Annotated in this window: 15 protein-coding genes; 6 read left to right on the forward strand and 9 right to left on the reverse strand. The window is 62.7% G+C overall.

Features of this window, described 5'->3' with window-relative positions:
• Window positions 1-65: 65 nt before the first annotated feature.
• From AAGD32_13070 to AAGD32_13100, 7 genes are all read right to left on the reverse strand, one after another.
• Window positions 66-845 (reverse strand): MBL fold metallo-hydrolase, encoded by a 780-nt coding sequence (locus tag AAGD32_13070; GenBank protein ID MEM8875174.1) that lies wholly within the window; start codon window positions 843-845, stop codon window positions 66-68.
• Between the two features lie 60 nt (window positions 846-905).
• On the reverse strand, window positions 906-1232 hold the full coding sequence (locus AAGD32_13075; protein ID MEM8875175.1) for a hypothetical protein: 327 nt from the start codon (window positions 1230-1232) through the stop codon (window positions 906-908).
• Complete coding sequence (locus AAGD32_13080) at window positions 1229-1408, reverse strand: hypothetical protein (GenBank protein MEM8875176.1); 180 nt, start codon at window positions 1406-1408, stop codon at window positions 1229-1231. The genes AAGD32_13075 and AAGD32_13080 overlap by 4 nt, the downstream gene beginning before the upstream one ends.
• A gap of 83 nt (window positions 1409-1491) precedes the next feature.
• Complete coding sequence (topA, locus tag AAGD32_13085; GenBank protein MEM8875177.1) at window positions 1492-4056, reverse strand: type I DNA topoisomerase; 2565 nt, start codon at window positions 4054-4056, stop codon at window positions 1492-1494.
• 152 nt (window positions 4057-4208) lie between these two features.
• Window positions 4209-8636, reverse strand: a complete 4428-nt coding sequence (locus AAGD32_13090) for a DNA-directed RNA polymerase subunit beta' (protein MEM8875178.1) — start codon at window positions 8634-8636, stop codon at window positions 4209-4211.
• Between the two features lie 194 nt (window positions 8637-8830).
• Window positions 8831-12619: a DNA-directed RNA polymerase subunit beta gene (gene rpoB / locus AAGD32_13095; GenBank protein ID MEM8875179.1), complete on the reverse strand. Its 3789-nt coding sequence runs from the start codon at window positions 12617-12619 to the stop codon at window positions 8831-8833.
• Window positions 12620-12831: 212 nt separating this feature from the next.
• Window positions 12832-12963 carry a hypothetical protein gene (locus AAGD32_13100; protein ID MEM8875180.1) on the reverse strand — a complete coding sequence of 44 codons (132 nt, stop codon included), beginning with the start codon at window positions 12961-12963 and terminating at the stop codon, window positions 12832-12834.
• Between the two features lie 259 nt (window positions 12964-13222).
• On the opposite strand from AAGD32_13100, the gene AAGD32_13105 reads away from it, so the two are divergent.
• Both AAGD32_13105 and AAGD32_13110 read left to right on the forward strand, forming a co-directional pair.
• A complete protein-coding gene (locus AAGD32_13105) occupies window positions 13223-13474 on the forward strand; it encodes a hypothetical protein (protein ID MEM8875181.1) in 252 nt (83 codons plus the stop codon).
• On the forward strand, window positions 13471-14292 hold the full coding sequence (locus tag AAGD32_13110) for a TatD family hydrolase (protein MEM8875182.1): 822 nt from the start codon (window positions 13471-13473) through the stop codon (window positions 14290-14292). The genes AAGD32_13105 and AAGD32_13110 overlap by 4 nt, the downstream gene beginning before the upstream one ends.
• Before the next feature lie 5 nt (window positions 14293-14297).
• On the opposite strand, the gene AAGD32_13115 is transcribed toward AAGD32_13110, so the two are convergent.
• Window positions 14298-15320, reverse strand: coding sequence for a CBASS cGAMP-activated phospholipase (locus AAGD32_13115; protein ID MEM8875183.1), 1023 nt, complete (start codon window positions 15318-15320; stop codon window positions 14298-14300).
• Between the two features lie 77 nt (window positions 15321-15397).
• Window positions 15398-15877, reverse strand: a complete 480-nt coding sequence (locus AAGD32_13120) for a VOC family protein (GenBank protein MEM8875184.1) — start codon at window positions 15875-15877, stop codon at window positions 15398-15400.
• A 76-nt stretch (window positions 15878-15953) separates the two neighbouring features.
• Between AAGD32_13120 and AAGD32_13125 the strand changes: the two genes are divergently transcribed.
• From AAGD32_13125 to AAGD32_13140, 4 genes are all read left to right on the forward strand, one after another.
• Window positions 15954-16685: a hypothetical protein gene (locus AAGD32_13125; protein ID MEM8875185.1), complete on the forward strand. Its 732-nt coding sequence runs from the start codon at window positions 15954-15956 to the stop codon at window positions 16683-16685.
• A 117-nt stretch (window positions 16686-16802) separates the two neighbouring features.
• The gene (locus tag AAGD32_13130) at window positions 16803-18164 is read left to right on the forward strand and encodes a right-handed parallel beta-helix repeat-containing protein (protein ID MEM8875186.1); all 1362 of its coding nucleotides are present in this window, start codon (window positions 16803-16805) and stop codon (window positions 18162-18164) included.
• A gap of 267 nt (window positions 18165-18431) precedes the next feature.
• Entirely contained in the window at window positions 18432-21737 is a 3306-nt protein-coding gene (locus AAGD32_13135) for a glycosyl hydrolase family 28-related protein (protein MEM8875187.1), read from the forward strand.
• Between the two features lie 44 nt (window positions 21738-21781).
• Window positions 21782-22330, forward strand: a complete 549-nt coding sequence (locus tag AAGD32_13140; GenBank protein MEM8875188.1) for a hypothetical protein — start codon at window positions 21782-21784, stop codon at window positions 22328-22330.
• Window positions 22331-22348 lie beyond the last annotated feature (18 nt).

A 22348-nucleotide genomic window follows, 5' to 3' on the forward strand; every position in this document is an offset into this window, starting at 1 on the left:
CCCCACCCCGGGCCCGGGGGGCCGGCCCCGGGGGTCCGGGCACCCGGGGGGGCCGGCCCCCGGGGCTACGACCGCGAAACCACCCGCTGCCCGTCGACCGCGAACTCCACGCCCGGCGGCAGCTTCGGTTGGTCGCGTTCGTACAGGACGCCGTGGGCGAGGTGCGTGAAGAGCGTGCGGCGTGGCTGGAGGCGCTGCACGACTTCGAGTGCTTCCTCGATGTTGAAGTGCGTCGGGTGCTTGCGCCATTGCAGTGCGTCGAGCACGAGCACGTCGAGGCCGCGCAGCTTCGCCCAGGAGTGCGGCGGGATTTCGCTGACGTCGGTGCAGTAGGCGAGGTTGCCCACGCGGAAGCCGAGGATCGGCATGGAGCCGTGCAGCAGCGGGATCGGCCGCCAGGTGACGCCGTCGATATCGAAATCGCCGTCGATGAAGTTCGGGATGAGATACGGGCGGTAGACCCCCGCGTTCGGGTCCGGTTCACGGAAGGCGTAGGCAAAGCAGGAGTTGATCACCTCGAAATGCTCGCGATCGACGTGTACGTCGAGCGGGCCGCCCTTGATCGAGTTGAACCGACGCAGCTCGTCGAGGCCCATGATGTGGTCAGCGTGGGCGTGGGTGTATACGACGGCGTCGATCCGCTTCACGCCGTTGTCGATCGCCTGCAGGCGTAGTTCGGGCGTGGTGTCGACAAGGACGCTGGTGTTCCCGTAACTGATCACGACGCTGCAGCGCATGCGTTTGTCGCGTGGATCGTCGGAGGTGCAGGTGACGCAGTCGCAGCCGATCATCGGCACGCCGGCGGAGGTGCCGGTGCCGAGGAAGTGGAGCGAGACGTCGAGCATGCGGCGATGGTAGCCGCCCGGGCCGGTTGGCCGATGGGGGCCTTCCGCAAGGCTTCGCCCCTATGCACGGATGTAAATCCAAAGCCCGCCATCAAGCACAACAATGGCGAGCAGCGTCAACTTCGACAACAACGAAACGACTGGCCGCCCTTCGTAGCCGGCATCAGCAATGGCGTACACGACCGCAACGTACTTCAAGAGAACAACGACACACAGCCCGCAGCAAGGAATGTTGCTCACGCCGAGAACGCTCCAAAGAATCGGCGTCAATCCGACGACCAACTGAACGACCGTCAACGCAATCGAAACGGCAAGCGCGATGGCTGAATCCGAGCCTGGCTTGCCACGATCGAGTCTGTCGTACTCAACCGTCGGAATCTCGTTCATTCCACCACCAGATCACGCTCGCTGATCGCGCTGTCGATCGGCTTGGCGGTCGGGTCGAAGTCGTCGCCGACGAGGACGGCCGTGAGCACGGTCATCGCGATCGCGGTCGCCAGCAGCAACACCAGCACGAGCTTGCCGCTGATTTTGTGAGGGCCCTTGTCGGGATTGTTCGACATCAAAGTGATGTTAGCCCCGCCGCTACGCTACGGGACATTTGGAAGACATCGACCTTCGCCGTCGCCTCGTGGCGGCAGGGCTATCAAGACGTTTTCTTCGCCGCCTTTTTGGCGGTTTTCTTCGTCGCTTTTTTGGCGGTCTTCTTCTTGGCCGGCTTCTTTTCTTCGCGCGGGATCACGAGGCTCGGCAAGCGACCAAAGCTGTCGGCCGGCTTGTCCGTGAGCTTGGCCGCGAGCTCGTGGCTCTTCTCGACGCGGTCCTTCAACTCCGGCAGCAGCGACTCGATGTACTTGATCTGTTCTTCCTCGAGCTTCTTGACCATCTTGGTCGAGCGGCACTTGGGGAAGGTGCTGCAGCCGAGGAAGGGGCCACGCTTGCTGTCGCGCAGGAGCATGTCGCTCTGGCACTTCTCGCAGGCGATCTTGGTGGTGATCGGCTCGACCTTCGGCGGGTCGGGTTCGCCGGTCTTCTTGTTGATCGGGACGATGAGCGTGCAGTCGGGCTCGCCGGCTTCGTTTTTCTCGGAGTAGCCGGAGCAGCCGAGGAACTCGCCGAAGCGGCCCTTGCGTCGGATCATCTCGCGTCCGCAAACGGGGCAGTCGAAGCCGCTCGCCTCGCGGATCGTCGGCTTGCCGAACGGGTCGACGGGCTTGGTGATGTTGAGCTCGCGGTCCTCGGCGGCGAGGAAGAAGCCGTTCTTACCAATGCGGTACACGAGCTTCGCGCCGGTCTCCTCGTCAACGTACGGCGACTCCATCCCGCCGGCGTGGTCGAGTATCTCCAGCGCCCCGTCGACGCTCTCGTGGAACGGGCCGTAGAAGTCCTTGAGCAGCTTGATCCAGTCGGTGGCTTCGTCCTCGATGCGGTCGAGCTTGTTCTCCATGTCGGCGGTGAAGCCGATGTCCATGATCTCGGGGAACGCCTGCATCAGTTTGTCGGTCACGACCTTGCCGAGCAGTGTCGCGAAGAAACGGCGACCTTCCTGGAGGACGTACTCGCGCTTCTGGATGACGTCGATGATCGACGCGTAGGTGGAAGGCCGACCGATGCCGCGAGCTTCGAGTTCCTTGACCAACGATGCTTCGTTGTAGCGTGGCGGCGGTGAGGTGAAGTGCTGGCTCGGACGCAGGTCGACGGGGTGGACCTGCTGTTGTTCGGCGAGCTCGGGAAGCAGTTGGTCGTCGCTGCTCACGCCGGTGACACGCATGAAGCCGTCGAAGACGAGTTTGCGGCCGGACGTGCGGAAGACGGCATCGCCGGCGTCGGTCTTCGCCTCGATATGCACGGTCGTGTTGTCGAACTGGGCCGGCACCATCTGGCACGCGACGAAGCGGTTCCAGATCAGGCGGTAGAGTTTCGCATCATCGACGGCGAGTTTCTTGTCGGCCATGTCCGGCGTGAAGTTCACGTCGGTGACGCGGATGGCTTCGTGCGCTTCTTGGGCGGACTTGTTGCGGCTCGCGTAGCTGTTGGGCTTGTCGGGCAGGTAGTTGTCGCCGAAGGCCTTGCCGACGAAGTCACGCGCCATGCCGACGGCGGCGGGCGAAAGGTTCGTCGAGTCGGTCCGCATGTAGGTGATGTGGCCGGCTTCGTAGAGCGTCTGCGCCACGCGCATCGTCCGGCTCGCGCCGAAGCTCAGACGACTGCTCGCACCCTGCTGCAGCGTCGACGTGATGAACGGTGCGGATGGGCGCGACGACGTGCGTTTCTTCTGGATGTCGCGGATCCGGAAGTCGGCGGGCGTGCCGATCTTGCCGATGAGCGTGGTGAGTTTCGCCTGCGGGCCCTTGCCGCCTTCGTTGTCGACGACCTTAACCTGGTCGACGACGAAGCCGAGCGCTTCGGCGACTTCGCGGGTCGCGCCGGCGTCGGTCGGCTCGAACTTCTCGCCCTTCCACTCGATCATGTCGGCGGCGAAGCTGTCGTTGTCGGCGAGCCACTCGCGCTGCGCTGCTTGCGTCGGAGCGTCGCCCTTCTCGTTCGCCTCGGCGGCCTTGTCCCACCACGTCGCGTAGGCGTCACGCAAAGCCGCGTTGTCCTTGGGCGAGAAGACCGCGCCGATCTTCCAGTACTCGTCCGGAATGAACGCCTCGATCTCGCGTTCACGTTCGACGACGAGGCGAACGGCGACGGACTGCACACGACCCGCCGAGAGGCCGCGGGCGACCTTTCGCCACAGCACCGGGCTGATTTCGTAACCGACGACGCGGTCCAGCAGCCGGCGGGCTTGCTGGGCGTTGACGCGGTTCATGTCGAGCTCGCCGGGGTTGGCGAACGCCTTCTCGATGTCGGCCTTGGTGATGGCGTTGAAGATGACGCGCTGGATGCGTTCGTCCTTTAACTTCAGCGCCTCTTTCAGGTGCCAGGCGATCGCCTCCCCTTCGCGGTCGAGGTCGGTTGCGAGGTAGACGGTGTCGGCGTTCTTGGCGAGCTTGCGCAGCTCGCTCATCACCTTGCCGCGGCTGCTGAGCACCTCGTACTCCGGCTCGAACGTCTCCAGGTCCACGCCCATCCCCGAAGATGGCAGGTCGCGCACGTGTCCCATGGAGGCGCGGACGACGAAGTCATCGCCGAGGTATTTGTTGATCGTCTTCGCCTTGGCCGGCGATTCGACGATCACGAGGTTTTTACGGCCGTTGTCTGCCATGGGGGTCGGTCAGTTCCTTCCGCGAACGCATCGGCGACATGCCGGGGTTCGTGCCAGCATTCCTACGGGCAAGGTCGGTGCATGTTCAAGTCGGCCAAGCAAAAACCCACGGCAGGTGCCGTGGGCTTTCGCTTTTTCGAGTCGGACTCGGCTTACGCCGAGGTCTCGGTCGGGGCCGGTGCGTCGGCGGTGATGCGCGGCTCGACTTCGGTGGAGACGCCGCCCCGGTCTTCGAGGTAGTCGGCTTCGCCTTCGACGTCGTCCGTGTTGTGGATGATCGTCATGTTGGTGAAGTCCTTGTACGCCGTACCGGCCGGGATGAGGTGGCCGAGGATGACGTTTTCCTTGAGGCCCTGGAGCGTGTCGGACATGCCGGCCATGGCGGCTTCGGTGAGGACCTTGGTGGTCTCCTGGAAGCTGGCGGCGGAGATGAACGACTCGCTGGAGAGGCTGGCTTTGGTGATGCCCAGCAGCAGCGTCTTGGCACGGGCCGGACGCGGCTTCTTGGACTTGGCCGGCTCTTTGCCGTCGGCCTCGGCCTGCTCGTTGGCGTCCTTGAACTCATCCTTCGTGATGAGCTGGCCTTCGAGCAGGTCGGTCTCGCCGGTCTCGCTGATGCGAACGGACTTGGCCAACTCGGCGTTGCGTTCGAGGAACTTGTGACGCTCGATGACCTCGCCGGGCAGGAAGCCGGAGTCGCCCGGCTCGTCGATCTTGACCTTCCGCAGCATCTGGGCCGCGATGACCTCGATGTGCTTCTCGTTGACCTTCACACCCTGCGACCGGTACACGTTCTGAATCTCGGTGAGCAGGTACTTGTGCAGTTCCTCCTCGCCCTTGATGCGGAGAATGTCGTGCGGGATGACGGGGCCGCGGATGAGCGGGTCGCCGGCCTCGACGTAGTCGCCGGTGTGGACCGAGAGCTCCTTGTCCTGCGGGACGTGGTGGTCCTTTTCCATCCCCGTCTCGTTCTTGACGACGATGGTGACCTTGCCCTTGCGGCGGTCCTGCTGGATCTCGATTTCACCGGAGATTTCGGCGAGGACGGCTGGGTCTTTCGGCTTGCGGGCCTCGAACAGCTCGGTCACGCGCGGCAGACCGCCGGTGATGTCCATCGTCTTCGCCGCCTCGCGGGGCTGGCGGGCGAGGATGGTGCCGGCAACGATCTTGTCGCCTTCGGTGACCTCGATGCGGGCCTTGGCCGGGAGGTAGTGGAAGTCGAGAATCTTGCCGTCGGCATCGGCGATGATGACGCGCGGGTTCCGTTCGCCCTTGTGCTCGATGACGACGAGCTTGGACTCAGTCTGGCCACCCTTGCGGTCGGTGTCGAAGCGGACGGTTTCGCCCTCCTCGATGTCCTCGAACTGGATGGTGCCATCCTTCTCGGCGAGGATGAGGTTGGAGCGCGGGTCGAACTCGACGATGGTTTCGCCGGCCTTGACCTTGGCCCCGTCCTTCGCGGCGATCGTCGCACCGTACGGAACCTTGTGACGTTCGAGCTCACGCCCCTTGGCATCAACGAGCATGAGGTCGCCGTTACGCTTGAGGGTGACGGTACGTTTGTTCCCCTCGGTATCGGGGGCTTCGACGGCGTTGATGTCGCCGTACTTCACGACGCCTGCCATGCCGGCTTTGATGTCGTTCTGCAGGATCGACTCGGCCGCCACACCGCCGGTGTGGAAGGTCCGCATCGTCAGCTGCGTGCCCGGCTCGCCGATCGACTGAGCGGCGATGATACCAGCGGCCAGACCTTCCTCGACGAGCTGGCCCGAGGAGAGGTCCACGCCGTAACAGCGTGCGCAGACGCCGTAGGCGTTCTCACAGGTCAGCGGGCTGCGGATGCGCAGCGTCTCAATGCCGAACTCCTTGAGCTTGGCGACGACCTCGTTGGTGATGATCTGGTTTTCCTCGACGATGACCTCGTCGGTGATCGGGTTGGCGACCCGGTCACGGGCGATGCGGCCGAGGATGAGCTCGCCGAGTTCGACCTCGACGGTCTCGCCCTTGTAGACGGCGTTCTTGGTCACACCGCGGCTGGTGCCACAGTCGAGGCCGTTGATGACCACGTTCTGGGCAACGTCGCAAAGCTTTCGGGTGAGGTAGCCTGAGTCGGCGGTCTTGAGCGCGGTGTCGGCCAGACCCTTGCGGGCACCGTGGGTGGACGAGAAGTACTCGAGCACCGACAGGCCTTCGCGGAAGTTGGACTTGATCGGCGTCTCGATGATCTCGCCAGACGGCTTGGCCATCAGACCACGCATGCCGCCGAGCTGGCGCATCTGGTCGACCGAGCCACGGGCACCGGAGACCGACATGAGCGCGATCGGGTTGAGGTACTGCATCGCGTCCTTGTCGTCGGGCGCGGTGGGCGTGCCATCGGGCAGGCGGTAGTCGGCCTTGAGGCCGTCCATCAGGTCGTCGGTGACCCGGCGGCGACAGTGGCCCCAGATCTCGATGAGCTGGCCGTAGCGCTCTTGGTCGGTGATCGCACCCATCTTGTACGACTTCTCGACCCGGTCGGCCTTGCTTTGGCCTTCGTCGAGGATGGCCTGCTTGGTCTCGGGGCTGCGGATGTCGGTGATGCCGAACGAGAGGCCGGCAAGCGTGGAACGCTTGAAACCGACGCGCTTGAGGTTGTCGAGCAACTCGATCGTCGCTGGCCGGCCCAAGCGGGCGTAGGTGTCGGCGATCACGCGGCTGGCACCCTTGCTGGTCAGCTCGTAGTTGTAGTACGGCATCTCCGGCGGGAGGATGTCGTTGAACAGCACGCGGCCGACGGTCGTCAGGATCGTCTTGCCGGCGTAACCCTGCGGCATCGGCTGGGCTTCGTGTCCTTCGTCGAGACGCTTGGCGTGTTCCTGGTGGTGGTTCCACGCGACCGACTCGATCGGCTTGCCCGCGTCGCCGGACTCACTGATCACTTCGGTGCGCTCGGGCAGACGGACGAAGATGCGCGAGTGGGTCGCGATCTTGCCGGTCTCGAACGCCATGATCGCCTCGCTGGGCGAGGAGAACTTGCTGAACTCGCCGATGTCGTTGGCACGTTCGGACGTGATGTAGTACACGCCGAGCACGATGTCCTGCGACGGCGTGATGATCGGGCTGCCGTTGGCGGGCGAGAAGATGTTGTGCGGGCTGAGCATCAGCACCTGCGCCTCGGCCTGCGCCTCGACGCTCAGCGGCAGGTGAACCGCCATCTGGTCGCCGTCAAAGTCTGCGTTGAAGCCCTTGCAAACCAGCGGGTGGATGCGGATCGCGTTACCCTCGACCAGCACCGGCTCGAAGGCCTGGATGCCCATGCGGTGCAGGGTCGGGGCGCGGTTCAACAGCACCGGGTGCTGGTAGATGACTTCCTCGAGGATGTCCCAGACTTCCGGGTCGCGGCGTTCGAGCATCCGCTTGGCGGACTTGATGGTGTCAGCGAGGCCGTGGTCTTTTAGTCGGCGAATGATGAACGGCTGGTACAACTCCAGCGCGATCTTCTTCGGCAGGCCGCACTGGTGCAGCTTGAGCTCGGGGCCGACGACGATAACCGAGCGGGCCGAGTAGTCGACGCGCTTGCCCAGCAGGTTCTCGCGGAAACGGCCCTGCTTGCCCTTGATCATGTCAGTCAGCGACTTGAGCGGGCGGTTGGACGAGCCGAGCACCGGACGACGGCAGCGGCCGTTGTCGAAGAGCGCATCGACCGCCTGCTGCAGCATCCGCTTCTCGTTGCGGACGATGACCTCGGGGGCGTTGAGGTCCTGCAACTTCTTGAGACGGTTGTTGCGGTTGATGATCCGGCGGTAAAGGTCGTTGAGGTCGGACGTGGCGAAGTTGCCAGACTCCAGCAGCACCAGCGGACGCAGGTCCGGCGGGATGACCGGGACGACGTCCATGATCATCCACTCGGGCTTGTTGTCGGAGCCGCGGATGGCTTCGATCATCTTGAGCCGCTTGGTCAGGTCCTTGAGCTTCTGCTTGGACCCGGTCTCGGTGATCTCCTGGCGGATCTTGGCGGCCTCGGCGTCCATGTCCTGGGACGCGAGGAGCTTCTTGATCGCCTCGGCACCCATCTCGGCCTCGAACTCGCCGGGGTACTTGTCGTCGTACTGCCGGAATTCTTCCTCGCTCAGCAGCTGTAGCCGCTTGAGCGGGGTGTCGCCGGGATCGGTGACGACGTAGTCCTGGAAGTAGATGATCTTCTCGATGTCGCTGGTCTTGCAACCGAGGATCGCACCGAGTCGGCTGGGCAACGCCTTGAAGAACCAGATGTGGACGATCGGCGCGGCCAGGTTGATGTGGCCCATGCGCTTGCGCCGCACCCGGCTGTGGGTCACCTTCACGCCGCAGCGGTCACAAATGATGCCCTTGTACTTGGTGCCCTTGTACTTGCCGCAGGAGCACTCCCAGTCCTTCTCGGGGCCGAAGATGCGCTCGCAGAACAGGCCGTCCTTCTCAGCGCGGTAGGTGCGGTAGTTGATGGTCTCAGGCTTCTTGACCTCGCCGAAGCTCCACGAACGGATGTCGTTCGGGGAGGCCAGCAGGATCTTCACCGCCTGGACGTCGTTCACTTTTGCGTAGCCACCGTCGATCATGGTCATTCTCTTTCAGTGTCGCCGGGGGACGTGGTTGCGTCCGGGTCGGCGGGTTGTTTCTCAATCACTTCAAAACCGCGGACTTGTTTCTGCTTTCGTTCCCGTCGGTAGAGCACAAATGCGATGACTAACGGGAGGGTGATGATGCTGAGAACGCACACCCCGAACCAGAGGCTGTAAGCCAACAGCGGCATCACCTACTACAGATCCCCATCCACCGGCACCTCGCCGTAGGCGCGTTCGAGTTCGATGTTGAGGCCGAGGCCGCGGATCTCGTTCATCAGCACGTCGAAGCTGACCGGCGTGCCGGCTTCGAGTGTGTTGTTGCCCTTGACCATCGACTCGTAAATCTTGGTCCGGCCGTCCACGTCGTCGCTCTTCACCGTCAGGAGTTCCTGCAGGATGTAGGCGGCGCCATACGCCTCCAGACCCCAGACTTCCATCTCGCCGAAGCGCTGCCCGCCGGTGCGGGCCTTGCCGCCGAGTGGCTGCTGGGTGATCAGGGAGTACGGGCCGGTGGCGCGGGCGTGGATCTTGTCATCCACGAGGTGGTGGAGCTTGAGCATGTACATGAAGCCGACGGTGGTCCGTTGCTCGAACGGCTCGCCGGAGCGACCGTCGTACAACTGCACCTTGCCGGTCAGCGGCATGTGGGCGACAAGCTCACGATCTCCGAGGTGCTTCTCGCCGGCCTCGTGCTCCTTGATCCGCTGGGCGGAGTGGTCGTTAGCCTGCTGGACGCACTGGAAGATTTCCTCTTCCGTGGCACCGTCGAACACCGGGGTGATCGCCTGCTGGCCGAGGACCTTCATGGCGTAACCCAAGTGCGTCTCGAGGATCTGCCCGACGTTCATGCGGCTGGGCACACCGAGCGGGTTGAGCATGATGTCGACCGGCGTGCCGTCCTCGAGGAATGGCATGTCCTCTTCCGGCACGATGCGGGCGATAACACCCTTGTTACCGTGCCGGCCGGCCATCTTGTCACCGACGGACAGGGCCCGCTTGGTGGCGACGTAGACCTTGACCATTTCGAGCACGCCGGACGGCAGTTCGTCGCCGCGCTTCATGTGGTCGGTCTTGCGTTCTTTCTCCTTGCCGACGGCCTGGACGCGCGGCCAGTAGCGGCCGTAGGTTTGAAGCGCCTTCTTCTTGGCCGCTTCGTCGCCCTTGATCCAGTCGGTGTCGAACTCCTCGATCTGCTCGATGATGACTTCGTCGTACTCCGACTTACCGACCTTCTGCCGGGTGTTGGGGTCGACCATCTCGCGGCCGGTCTGCTCGTTGATCTCGTCGATCATCTCGCGGAAAATGCCGATCGCTTTGGCGTCCATCTCGGCCTCGTAGGCCTCGATGTCCTTCTTGAGCTGCTTCTTCTGCTCTTCGGTCATGTGCATCCGGCGGCTGAACCGCTTAGCGTCAATGACCACGCCTTCCTCGCCGGCGGGCAGTTCCAGCGAGTCGTTCTTCACGTCCTCACCGGCCCGGCCGAAGATGGCGTGCAGGAGCTTTTCTTCCGGCGTCAGTTCGCTCTTCGACTTGGGCGCGATCTTGCCGGTGAGGATGTCACCAGGGCCGACGCGGGTGCCGATGCGGACGATGCCGTTCTCGTCGAGGTTGGCCAGGGCACGTTCGGAGACGTTGGGGATGTCCCGCGTGAACTCCTCGCGGCCGAGCTTGGTCTCGCGAATTTCGACGTCGTACTCGTCGATGTGGATCGACGTGAACGCGTCGTCCTTGACGAGGCGTTCGGAGATGACGATGGCGTCCTCGAAGTTGTAGCCGTCGAAGGTCATGAACGCGACCAGCGGGTTGCGTCCAAGCGCCAGCTCACCGAAGTGGACGGACGCGCCGTCGGCGATGATCTGGCCTTCCTTGACCTTTTCGCCCTTGCGGACGACGGGCTTCTGGTTCTGGCAGGTCCGGGCGTTGAGGCCGCGGAACTTACGCATGATGTACTCATCCGCGTTGTCGATCAGGATGCGGTCGGCGTCGCAGTAGGTGACGGTGCCGGCCCGCTTGGCCTTGACGATCATGCCGGAGTTGTACGCGACGGGCCGCTCCATGCCGGTCGAGACCAGCGGCGGGTCGAGCCGGATGAGCGGCACGGCCTGACGCTGCATGTTCGAACCCATCAGGGCGCGGTTCGCGTCGTCGTGCTCGAGGAACGGGATCATCGCCGCCGAGACCGAGACGGTCTGCTTCGGCGAGATGTCGACATACTGGATGTCCTTGCTCGGCACGGTCGAAAGGTCACCCTCGACGCGGGCCAGCTGAAGACCCTTGGGGATTGCCCCATCGCCGACCGGCACGACGTCTGGCGGAGCGAGAACTGCCTTCATTTCCTCGTCGGCGCGGAGGTACTGCACCTTTCCGTTGACCTTGCCGTCCTCGACGACGCGGTACGGGGTGATGAGGAAGCCGTAGTCGTCGATGTCGGAGTAGATCGACAGCGACGCGATGAGGCCGATGTTGGTGCCTTCGGGGGTTTCGATCGGGCAGATTCGGCCGTAGTGCGAGATGTGAACGTCGCGCACTTCGAAGCCGGCGCGTTTCCGGTTCAAGCCGCCGGGGCCGAGTGCCGAAAGACGACGTTCGTGGGTCAGCTGCGACAGCGGGTTGGTCTGGTCGACGACCTGCGAAAGCTCGCCGCGGCCGAAGAAGAAGTCGATCGCGCTGGAGATGCTCTTGGAGTTGACCAGCTCGGCGACCTTCTGCAGCTCGGCGGGTTCCTTGAGCGACATGCGCTCCTGGACGGTCCGCTTGAGCTTGAGGAAGCCCTTGCGGATCTCCTCGGTGGCCAGCTCGTCGATCAGACGCAGCCGGCGGTTGCCCAGGTGGTCGATGTCGTCGGTGTAACCCTCGCCGGAGCGGAGTTTGAACATGTATGCGACGGAGTTCACCACATCCTCGACGCGGAGCACCATCTCCGACTCGGGAACGTTCTGGTCGAACTTGCGGTTGATGCGGAATCGGCCGACCCGGCCCAGGCGGTAGCGAGACTCGTCGAAGAACTTCTCGGTGAAGAGCGTCTTGGCCTTGTCCAGCTGCGGCGGGTTGCCGGGACGGAGCCGGGCGTAGATCTTCATCAACGCCTCTTCGTGGTTGGTCGCGGTGTCCTCGGCCAGGGTGTTGAGGATCAGCGGGTCGTTGACCTTGGTCACGCAGACGAGCTCACCCAGCTCGGAAGCCTGGATCGCTTCCAAGTTGTCACCGACCTGGGCACCGGCCTTGATCAGCTCCTCGCCGGTCTCGGTGTCGACGATGGTCTGGGCGCTGTAGTAGGTCGGCTGGAGGTTCTTCGTTTTGACCCGCTCGACCTGGTAGAACTCGTTGATGATGGCTTCGGAGGAGCCATATTTCTCGTCGAGGGCGCGGATGAACGTCGTGGCCGGGATCTTGGCCGACTGGTCGATGCGGACCTGCAGGCTGTCCTTCTTGGACACGCCGCACTCGACCCAGGAGCCGCGCTCGGGGATGACACGGAAGCCGTGGAGCGGCCGGTCACCTTCCTGCTGCTCGATGAGAAAGTCGATACCGGGTGAGCGGTGCAACTGGTTGACGATGACGCGCTCGGCACCGTTGATGATGAACTCACCGCCGCCGATCATAATCGGGATTTCGCCGAGGTAGATGCTGTCCTCGATCAGTCCGTCCTGCTCGGCCGGGGCGTTCTTGATCTCCAGACGCACGGTCACCCGGAACGGCATGCCGTAGGTCAGCCGCAGGGCGCGGCACTCATCAATCGTGTACCGCGGCTCGGCCAGCGCGTAGGAAACGTAGTGCAGGACGAGGTTCTCGTCGTAGCTGACGATCGGGAACACTTCCTTGAGCAACCCTTCCAAGCCGTGGGGGTCGCGTTCGGTGGGGTTGGTGTGCTCCTGCAGGAATCGCTTGTAGGCGTCGATCTGGACCTTGATGAGGTCCGGGACGTCGAGGGCATCGCCTCGCTTGGAGAAGTTACGAATCTCGGGCGCGTTGGGGTTCTGCATGGTGGGTCGCTGCGCAGGTTCCGGATGTCGTCGGGCCAGCCCTGCGAAAGTTCGGCTCGACGGGTGGGACAGGCCGGACCGATATTCTCGGCGGACACTGCCCCGATGGGCTCGTCTCGGGATGTCGCTTCGGTGCAAAAGCCGCCCCCTCGTCTCGGATCGCGGCATGTCGAACAAGGCTGACGAACCGGTCACCGAGCGTCCTGCGGTGGTCAAAACCGCATGTCGGGCAGGTCGCACTTGCGCAAGGCAAGTGGCGGCAACGCCGACGGCTCGAAAGCCGCTTTCGTTACCGCTGTCAGGTTGTCGAACTGGTCGTGGGGGCCGCTTGCAACACCGAGCATATGGATGTTAGCCCTCCCAGCATTGGGACGTCAAATATGATCGGAGTCAAAATTCAAACGGTGACCGCAGGCTGCTAGCCAATCATTACTCCAACTGATGTACCTCACCCGCGATCAATCAACACCGTTTGGCCAACCAACGCCACCCACGGTTCACGAGATTTCACGAACACGGGTCTGGAACTCGGACCGGTCTACGCTGCCGACGCTCAACGTGTCGCAAGTGGCCCCGTTCGCTTAGGGCGCCGATGATGTAACCATGCTCGACTCGCCCCCCACCTCCGCCACGAACATGCTTGATCACCAGTTCCTCGACATGCGGCACAAGCTGTTGATCCTCGCGGCCGACTTTGATCGGATTCAACGAGGTGATGGTGGCGACGAACTGCTCGAGAGCGATCCACGGGTCCAGCAACTGCGCGAGGCGGCGGCACTGCTGATCGCCGACGCGCCTGACCGGGCCAAGGCCTTGCAGCTGGCGTTCTCCGACAAGAGCGAGGTGCTGGCGTGAAGCTCATCGACCCCCACATCCACTGCGTCAGCCGCACCACCGACGACTACCAGTACATGGCCCGTGCCGGCGTCGTGGCAGTCTCGGAGCCGGCGTTCTGGGCGGGGTACGACCGTTCCACGGCCTCGTCGTTCGCCGACTACTTCCGCCACCTCACCGACGTCGAGCCGCTGCGGGCGGCGCAGTTCGGGATCGATCACTATTGCTGGATGTGCATCAACGCCAAGGAGGCCGAGAACGTTGGGCTCTCCCGCGAAGTCATCAGCCTCATCCCCCCGCTGCTGGATCACCCCCGCGTCCTCGGCGTCGGCGAGATAGGTCTCAACAAGAACACCCGCAACGAGATCACGATCTTCGAGGAGCAGGTCAACCTCGCCGCCGAGCACGACCAGATGATCCTGATCCACACGCCCCACCTTCAAGACAAGCACAAGGGCACACGGATCATCTGCGACATCATCAAGAACGACCCGCGCATCCGCCCCGAGCGCGTGCTGATCGACCACTGCGAGGAGCACACGATCGAGATCGCCCGCGAGAACGGTTTCTGGGCCGGGCTGACGATCTACCCGGTCACGAAGGTCACACCACAGCGCGGCTGCGACATCCTCGAACGCTACGGCCCGGACATGATCTGCGTGAACAGCGCCAGCGACTGGGGCCCGTCACGACCTTCAGAGCTGACCGACACCTACCTCGAATACAAACGCCGCGGTCACGACGAAGCCGCCTGCCTCGACGTGTTCTACAACAACCCTTGCCGCTTCTTCGGACAAAGCGGGAAGTGGCCACACGAACCCGAATCGTTCGACGATTGAGGGCCTTACGCCAGAGACTTGTACGGCGGCCTTGCTTCCTGAAAGTACTCAGGCTGCAGCTCATCGAAGAGCTTCTTGCCTGTCGTACGTCCGCGGTCGAAGAGCTTTTCCATCATGTCGATATTGTCGAGCCGCCACGATGGGTCTTCGATGGGAAACTCGATGTGCCGATAGCGATCACCAAGCACGATCTTGAGCGGGAGTTGTGCGCCTTGTACTTGTGAGATGCTCATGACCTCGGCAATGTGCCGGGCCCAGAACAGCATGCCCGCATCGCCTCCGGGCGGCGCGAGTGAGTACGTCGATGTCCCGGTGCCGATCGAGAGCATGTGGACGTCGCCGAGCTTGTCGGATCGGCCGCAACACTGGCTTTCGTGGTCAATGATCCGGGCAGCTTCCGCAAGTGCGACCACGCCGGGATCGATCGCCCACAGGCCACCGTCCGCATATGACTTCCCGTCCGGCATTTTCTTATGAGGGAAGTACGTCGGCGCGGCAGCCGACGCGACGATGATGTCAGCGACTTTCCAATCGTACTCGGGCCGTGACCGACCCAGGTGCGGTGTGTGCATGACGTAAGTTTCGCCATCCGTCAAGTTGACCACGGGGATAATCAGGCGGCACCGAGCAACGTCGCGCATCGTCGCTTCGCCGAACCCATCGACCATCGACGCGCGCAGAGCGAACGGGCAATAGCGTGATTGGAAGAAGTGATCCAGATTGCTTCCGGATCTGCGTTTGATGTATCGCCGCAGTGCCGGATAGATGGCCCTGATGATGTGCCGCGGACGGTATGATTCGCGCGGCTTGAAGATCGCTTTGCTGTGCTTCTCGTAGAACCCCTGCATGTCGTTGGCCGTTTTGCCAAACGCGAGTGCCGCCGCCGTGATGGACCCGGTCGATGTTCCGGCGATCAGGTCGAAATAATCCGTGAGCGGCCGATCCAATCGCTTCTCAAGCTCGGCCAAAACGCCGATCGCGAAAGCCCCGCGAAGCCCCCCTCCGGATAGGCTGAGTATTCTAAGCATCGGTGCCTACCATTTAACGAACGGAATCTGACGGGAACGCGACCCTCACCAGACCGAGAATCGTGTGGAAGCATCGCTCAGTCGCTTCGAGGCTTGTGCGCGATGAACTCGATCCTGTTCCCTTCCGGGTCCACGAAGAACATAGCACGAGCGTTCACCGCCGGAAACTCGGAGAAGGTGAGCTGGATGCCGAGGCCGGTAAGACGTTGGCGGTGGGCATCGTAATCCTCCGGCGAAATCTCGAAGGCCATGTGATTCAGCGGCGACCCTTGCGGATTGACGTCGGAGGTGTGACCCTTCGCCCAGACGTGACGCCGGTAGTCGATCAGCGCCAACAACTGCGGGTGACCGCCCCGGCCGAGCGGAGTGTCGGCCTCGGCGATCGTGAGAAACGTGATCGTCGGATCGCTGTCCGGATCGGCGACCTCCGTTTCGAGCGACACCTCGCTGTGCAGCTCGAAACCGACGACGTTCCGATAGAAGTCGCGCATGACGCCTAGGTCGTTGACGTTGAGGACGATCTCCGAGACACCGATGACCGCGGGCTTCGTGCTCATGCTTCGCAGTGTACATGAGGACGAGCGTCTCCCCGCGACTCGAAACCGTTGGCGGCATCGTTAACCTGTTGCTCACATGACGAAACGCATTCTCGACTGGGTCACGGTGGCCTTGCCGGTCGCACTCTTGGCGCTGCTAGTTACAACCTATCTGATCGACCCGCGGTTTTACCTGACGTACGTGCTGGAGTTCAGCCAGCGTGAGACGCAGGTGGTGGAGATCATCACGTTTGCGTGCCTGCTCCTCGCAGGATTGCTGTTGGTGGCGCCGACGTTTCGATTGCTCCGGTCGAACGACCGAGGGAAGTGGTTGACCATTGGCATCGTCGGGTCGCTTTGTCTGGCCGGCTTTTTCGTCGCGGGGGAAGAGATCGACTGGGGCGACTCGTATGGGCTCTGGGGTGACGAAGCACCCAAAGGCGACGCACCCGCATTGAACCTGCACAACAGCTCGCCGTTGCCGATCAAGTCGGTGGGCAACCTCTACCTTGCCGGGATCTTCTTCGGTTTGCCCGCACTCTGGGCGTTTCGCGGGAAATTGAACCTCCCCGCCGTCCTTGCCCCGCCTGTCGTGCCGTCGATTCCCGTGGTCATCGCCATGGGCATCGCCTTCGGCTGGCGGTTCCTGAAAAACGTCTATCGGATGTTTTACGAAGAAGGGCCTCGACCGGATGATCCGGCCGGGAGTTTCTATTGGGGGTTTATCGAGCAGATCAACGAGCACAAGGAAATGCTCATTGCCGTCGCGCTCGTGTTCTACGCGCTTTACCACCACCTGCCCCGGCAACACGCGCCGGAGCAAGCCTGATTCACGTGCTTGCCGTGGCTGCGTGCGTGGGAGGCGAAAGCGTGAGCCAAGCCAGCGTTACCCGAGACCATTGAGGCGGTTGGTCGGCAAACCGTTATCGGTTACGATTCGCGGACCATGACTCCACGACCGTTCTCGTTGCTGCTGTTTGTTGCACTTCTGTCGGCCACTGCCTGCGGTTCGACCGCCAGAGCTGGCGAAAACCTCCACGACCTCCCGATCGACATCGCCGAGCGCGGGCTCACCGGCAACACGTTCGTCGTCAGCCTCGACGGGGATGACGATGCGGTCGGCGATGAGGCGAACCCGCTGCGAACGCTCCAAGCCGCGGCCGATCGGGTGGAGCCGGGCGACACGGTGCTCGTTCGTGGCGGCGTTTACGAAGACATCGACAACGAAATCCCCCTCCGCATCAAACGCGGCGGGACGGCCGAGAACTGGGTGAAGTTCGCCAACTTCCCCGGCGAAACGCCGATCATCGACACCGATGCCCTACGCGGCATCCGCATCGAGGGCGCCGACTATGTCGTGGTCGAGGGCTTCACGGTCCGCGGCCGGTCCGACGAGATCGACCCCGAAGCCGCCACCGCACACGCCGAGGCATTCAAGGGCGACGACCATACGCAGACTCATTTCTTCACCGTCGGCATCCGCGTCAGTTCCAGCGAGGAAGACAAGAACGACTTCCCCCATCACATCATCATCCGCGGCAACACCGTCCATGACGTGCCCGGCGGCGGTATCGCCACTGGACGCGTCGACTACGTCCTCATCGAGAACAACCTCGTCTACCGCAACGCTTACTACACGCCGTGGGGCGGCAGCGGCATCTCCGTCTGGCAGTCGTCCAATCACGATGATCGCCAAGACGTCTACCGCACCGTGATTCGCAACAACATCTCCCACTCCAACAACAACCGCGTGAAGTTCTGGATGCTCGGCACCATGTCGGACGGCAACGGCATCATCATCGACGCGCTGCAAAACACGCAGGGCTCGATCCTCGATGACGACCAGACCGCTCCCTACAACGGCCGCATCCTGATCATGAACAACCTCTGCTACAACAACGGCGGCCGGGGGATCAATCTGTACGAGTCGGACAACATCGATGTTCTCCACAACACGCTCTACCGCAACGCCCAACGCGAGAACATCGAGCACGAGATCGAGTTCGGCCGGACGAACAACGTGTCGGTCGCTCACAACATCATTTTCGCCGAAGACGGCATCAACGCGTTCGGCGGATACCAGTCCAGCGCGTTGCACTTCGACACCAACCTGATCCACAACGCCAAGTCCAACGACGGCTGGCCCCTGGGCGACAACGTCATCGAAGCCGACCCGATGCTCGACGACGATTACCGAATCGCCAAAGACTCCCCCGCCCGCGGAGCAACGACCAGCACGTTCGATTTCGACACCCGCCGGCTCACACCCGGCGACGACAGCCATGACCTCGGCGCGAGTTTGAAGTAGCACGTTTGGGAAGCTCTCGTAGCCATCTAAACGGCGAGCTCCGTGCCCGCGAACATCGCGAGTGTGACTTATCCCACGCTCCCGATGTTCCTTTGTTGCCTAGTCCACGAAAATGTCACATTTCGTTTGCACGAACTGTCGCACTCGAATATTTAGATCGCAGCCTGGGGGTTGGCACTTGGCTCAAGGCAGGTACCTCCCATGGGAGCTTCAATCCGTACATCCGACAATGTTTTCGGCCGGCCTGCTCGTACCGAAATGGCGAGAGTGGCGAACCCGATCGAACCGCTCGAGTCGAGACGCCTGCTCGCAGGCGCCCAACCGGGTTTGGCCAACATCGAATTCCCCGCCGACGCGGGTGTGGTGAATGTGACCGATCCGTTCATCGGAGCGATCCCTGATGACGGCATCGACGACACCGCCGCCCTGCAACGGCTGTTCGACCTGATGACGCCCAGCAGCCGGATCATTTACTTCCCCAACGGGCAGTACGACATCAGCGATGAGATCCGGCTGGAGAAGAAGAACTTCGTCGGCGAGGCAGAGACCTTCAACCCCGATCCCGCGTATTGGGAAACCGTGACCGAGGGCGATCGCACTTTCGTTCGAGCCATCCAGAGCGGGCAGGCTGCCACGGGTGACTTCCCGACACCGGGCGCACCAACGCTGCGTTACGATTTCGAGGCCTTTGCTGGTAATCGCCGACTACGCATCGATTACCGTGCCCCCGACCAAGCCAGCAACAGCTTTTACTACCGGGTGAACGGCGGCGACTGGATCATCCGAGGCCCCGCGATCACTGGTGATGACTTCGTCGAGCAGCGAATTATCAACACCAGCGTACGACTAGTGGACGGCATCAACACCGTCGAGATCGTCCCCCGCGAAGTCGGCTTCGAACTCGATCGGGTCTCGCTGGATTACGGTGCCAACTACCTGACCGACGTCATCCTCCAAGGCCAGTCGGAGACGGGTACCGTACTCAAACTCTCCGACAATCTGACCAACGACGACGGCTCGCCGTTCGATGGCGGCATCGTCGCCTGGGAGTCCGGCGTCGAACAGTTCTTCCGCACCGCCGTGCGTGACATGACCCTCGACGTCGGCAGCGGAAACCCGCAAGCCGACGGACTCAAGTTCCACGGCAACAACCAGTCGACCGTCGCCAACGTGACTCTCCGCGCGGCACCCGACTCCGGCGACATCGGCTTGAACCTCTCGCACACGGCCGCGATCGGACCGATCCTCGTCCGCGACGTCACCGTCGAGGGCTTCGCCATCGGCATCCACAGCGCCTGGCAAAACGTCGCGCGCACCTTCGAGGACATCACGATCCGCAACCAACGCGAGATCGGCTGGGTCAACGAAACCACGAGCCAGATTTGGGTCGAAGGTCTCCTCAGCGAAAACAGCGTGCCGGCGTTCCGTAACGAGGGCTATCGGTTCAGCAGCGGCCCGTCACACGTGGTGCTCATCGATTCCACGCTGACCGGTCTGCCCGGAGCCGAGGCACATCGCGCGATCCACACCTATGGTTTCATGTACGCCCGCAACGTCACAACCTCGGGTTATGACGTTTCGCTGTACAACGCCAATCAGCTTTCTTGGCGGGGCTATCGGGGCAACGACGGGATCGACGGCGACTACATCCACGAGTTCTGGTCGGATGGGGCCTACCCCGGAAGTGGCGGCGGCATGACCCGACTGTTCGACGACGCGCCGGACACCACTCTGGGCCTGCCGATCAAGGAATCACCGACCGTTCCCTGGGATGACTTGGCCGACTGGGACGGACCGCACAACCACATCATCGAAACAAGCCCCGGCGTCTTCAGTGGCTTGCCCAATGATGACATCGATGACGGCCCGTCGATTCAAGCAGCGATCGACTCCGGCGCGTCCACCGTCTACATCCCAAACGGTCAATGGACGCTCAACACCGACATCGAAATCCGCGGCAACGTTCACCGGTTCATCGGCACCGAAGCTGGCATGAACGCCAACTTCTTCGGAGACCCCGCACGCATCGTCATTGGCGAAACCGGTCCCGATACCGTCGTCTTCGAGCGCCTCGCCAACTTCGGTTTCGTCGGTTCCGCCCCGTTCTTCGATCACGCTTCGGACCGAACTCTCGTGTTCAACGACGTGACCGGCATGAACTACCGCCCCATCGTCGACCACCCGGGCGATGTCTACATTAACGACACCGTTGGTAACGCGATCAAGTTCCAGGGCGGCCAGAACGTCTGGGCACGCCAACTCAACATCGAAGAAGACACGACACGACTCGACAGTGAACTCGACGCCCGCATCGTGAACGACGGCGCCAATGTCTGGGTCTTTGGGTTCAAGACGGAAAACGAAGGCACCCACGTTAAAACCATCAACGGCGGACGGACCGAAGTGTTCGGCAACGCTCACCTCAATAACTTCGGCAACACGACGCCGCAATACATCACGATCGACGCGGCATTCAGTGTCGTCAACAACTACAAGCCGTATCCGGAAGAGGGCACCACCTATGGCACGGTCGAGGAAACACGCAACGGCGTGACCCGCACCGGCACCATCGTCGGCTCCAACTACGTCGGCTTCAGCAACGACCAACTCTGGGACATCCGCAAGGAAATCATCGTCGACCAGAATCACTCGGCCGCCACCTACGTCGGTGATTGGACCGAAACCGTCGGCTTCCCGCGCGGTTACATCGGTGAGAACGCCGCCTTCGCCACCAACGCCTCGGGCAACTCGGTCACCTACGCCCCGACCCTCCCCACCGCCGGCGAATACGAAGTGTACACCCGCTGGATCGGTGACTGGGGCGGCCAGAATCACTCGGGCCATGCCAACGCCGTGACCTACACCGTCACCGATCTGGCCGGCAGCACTGACATCACCGTCGACCAAGATAACTATTCCGATGGCTGGTTCAGCCTCGGCACCTACACCTTCGCCGAGGGCACCGCACCCATCGTCACTCTCGCCGGCGATGACAGCAACACCCGCGTCATCAACACCGATGGCATCATGCTCGTGCGGCGTAGCGGCCCCGTCGCCACCGATGCAAGCTTCAACTTCCGCTTCGACCAGAGCGTCGCGGTGCAGTTCGACGAAGACCCGACAGACGTCGTCGATCCGAGCGACGTGACCGTCGTCGCGCTAGGCGGCGGATCGGCCCCGCAGCCGAGCGCCGTCCGGTTCGACCAGCGGACCCGCGAAGCGACCTTCGACTTCGACACGCTGCTGCCCAACGGAAACTACGTCGCGACGTTCAACGGTTCCTTCGGCACGGCATCGACGAACTTCTTCGTGCTTGCCGGCGACGCGAACCGTGACCGCGACGTGAACATCCTCGACTTCCTCGTTCTACGAAACAACTTCAACCGCGACGACAACCCCGGCTTCGACAACGCCGACTTCAACTACGACGGCCAAGTCGACATCCTCGACTTCCTCGTTCTTCGCGCCAACTTTAACCAAACGGTACCCGCCGGGCCCGCCGCACTCTTCGCCGATGGCGACGGGCCATTGCGCGGCAGCGGCGGGCGTGTCGCGGACGACATCCTCAAGTGATTTTCCTCGCATCCGTCACAGCCACCTTGGTATGCTCCGGAGAGATGATGCAAGTCTTACGCACCGTGATCGCTGTATGTGCCACAAGTCTGTTTCTGAACACGGTTGCCGCAGCGCCCGTGGGGATCGAGCAAGCCGCGCCCGGCGAGATTGATCTGGTCATCGACGTGGACACCGGCGAAGCCCTGCTGATCGGCAACGACGCCACGCCTGCTTTGCTTTCCTCGTACCAAATCGACAGTCCGAACCTTCAGCTTTCCTCGGACGGTTTTATCTCCCTTGCCAGCCAGTTTTCGGGCTGGGTCGACGTGTCCAACCCGCCGGGCCGGATCGCGGAAATCGACGCGGGAAGCCTCGGCTCCACGGACCCCGATGACCTGATCAGCATCGATGGCGTGCCGATCTCGCTGGGCATCATCTTCACCGGCACGACCGTCGCCGAGGCGGAAACGTTGACCTTCCTCTACGGGGATCTTGGCGAGGACGGGATCATCGGCAACGTCGTCGCCCTGAGCACGCCGATCCCGGAACCGCTTGCCGCGCTGGGCATCGGCTCGGGACTCGCGCTTATTGCCCTGCGTCGCACACGCTGAAGATGCGGTAGCATCCTG

The organism is Planctomycetota bacterium (genome assembly GCA_039182125.1).
Taxonomy (GTDB): Bacteria; Planctomycetota; Phycisphaerae; order Tepidisphaerales; family Tepidisphaeraceae; genus JBCDCH01.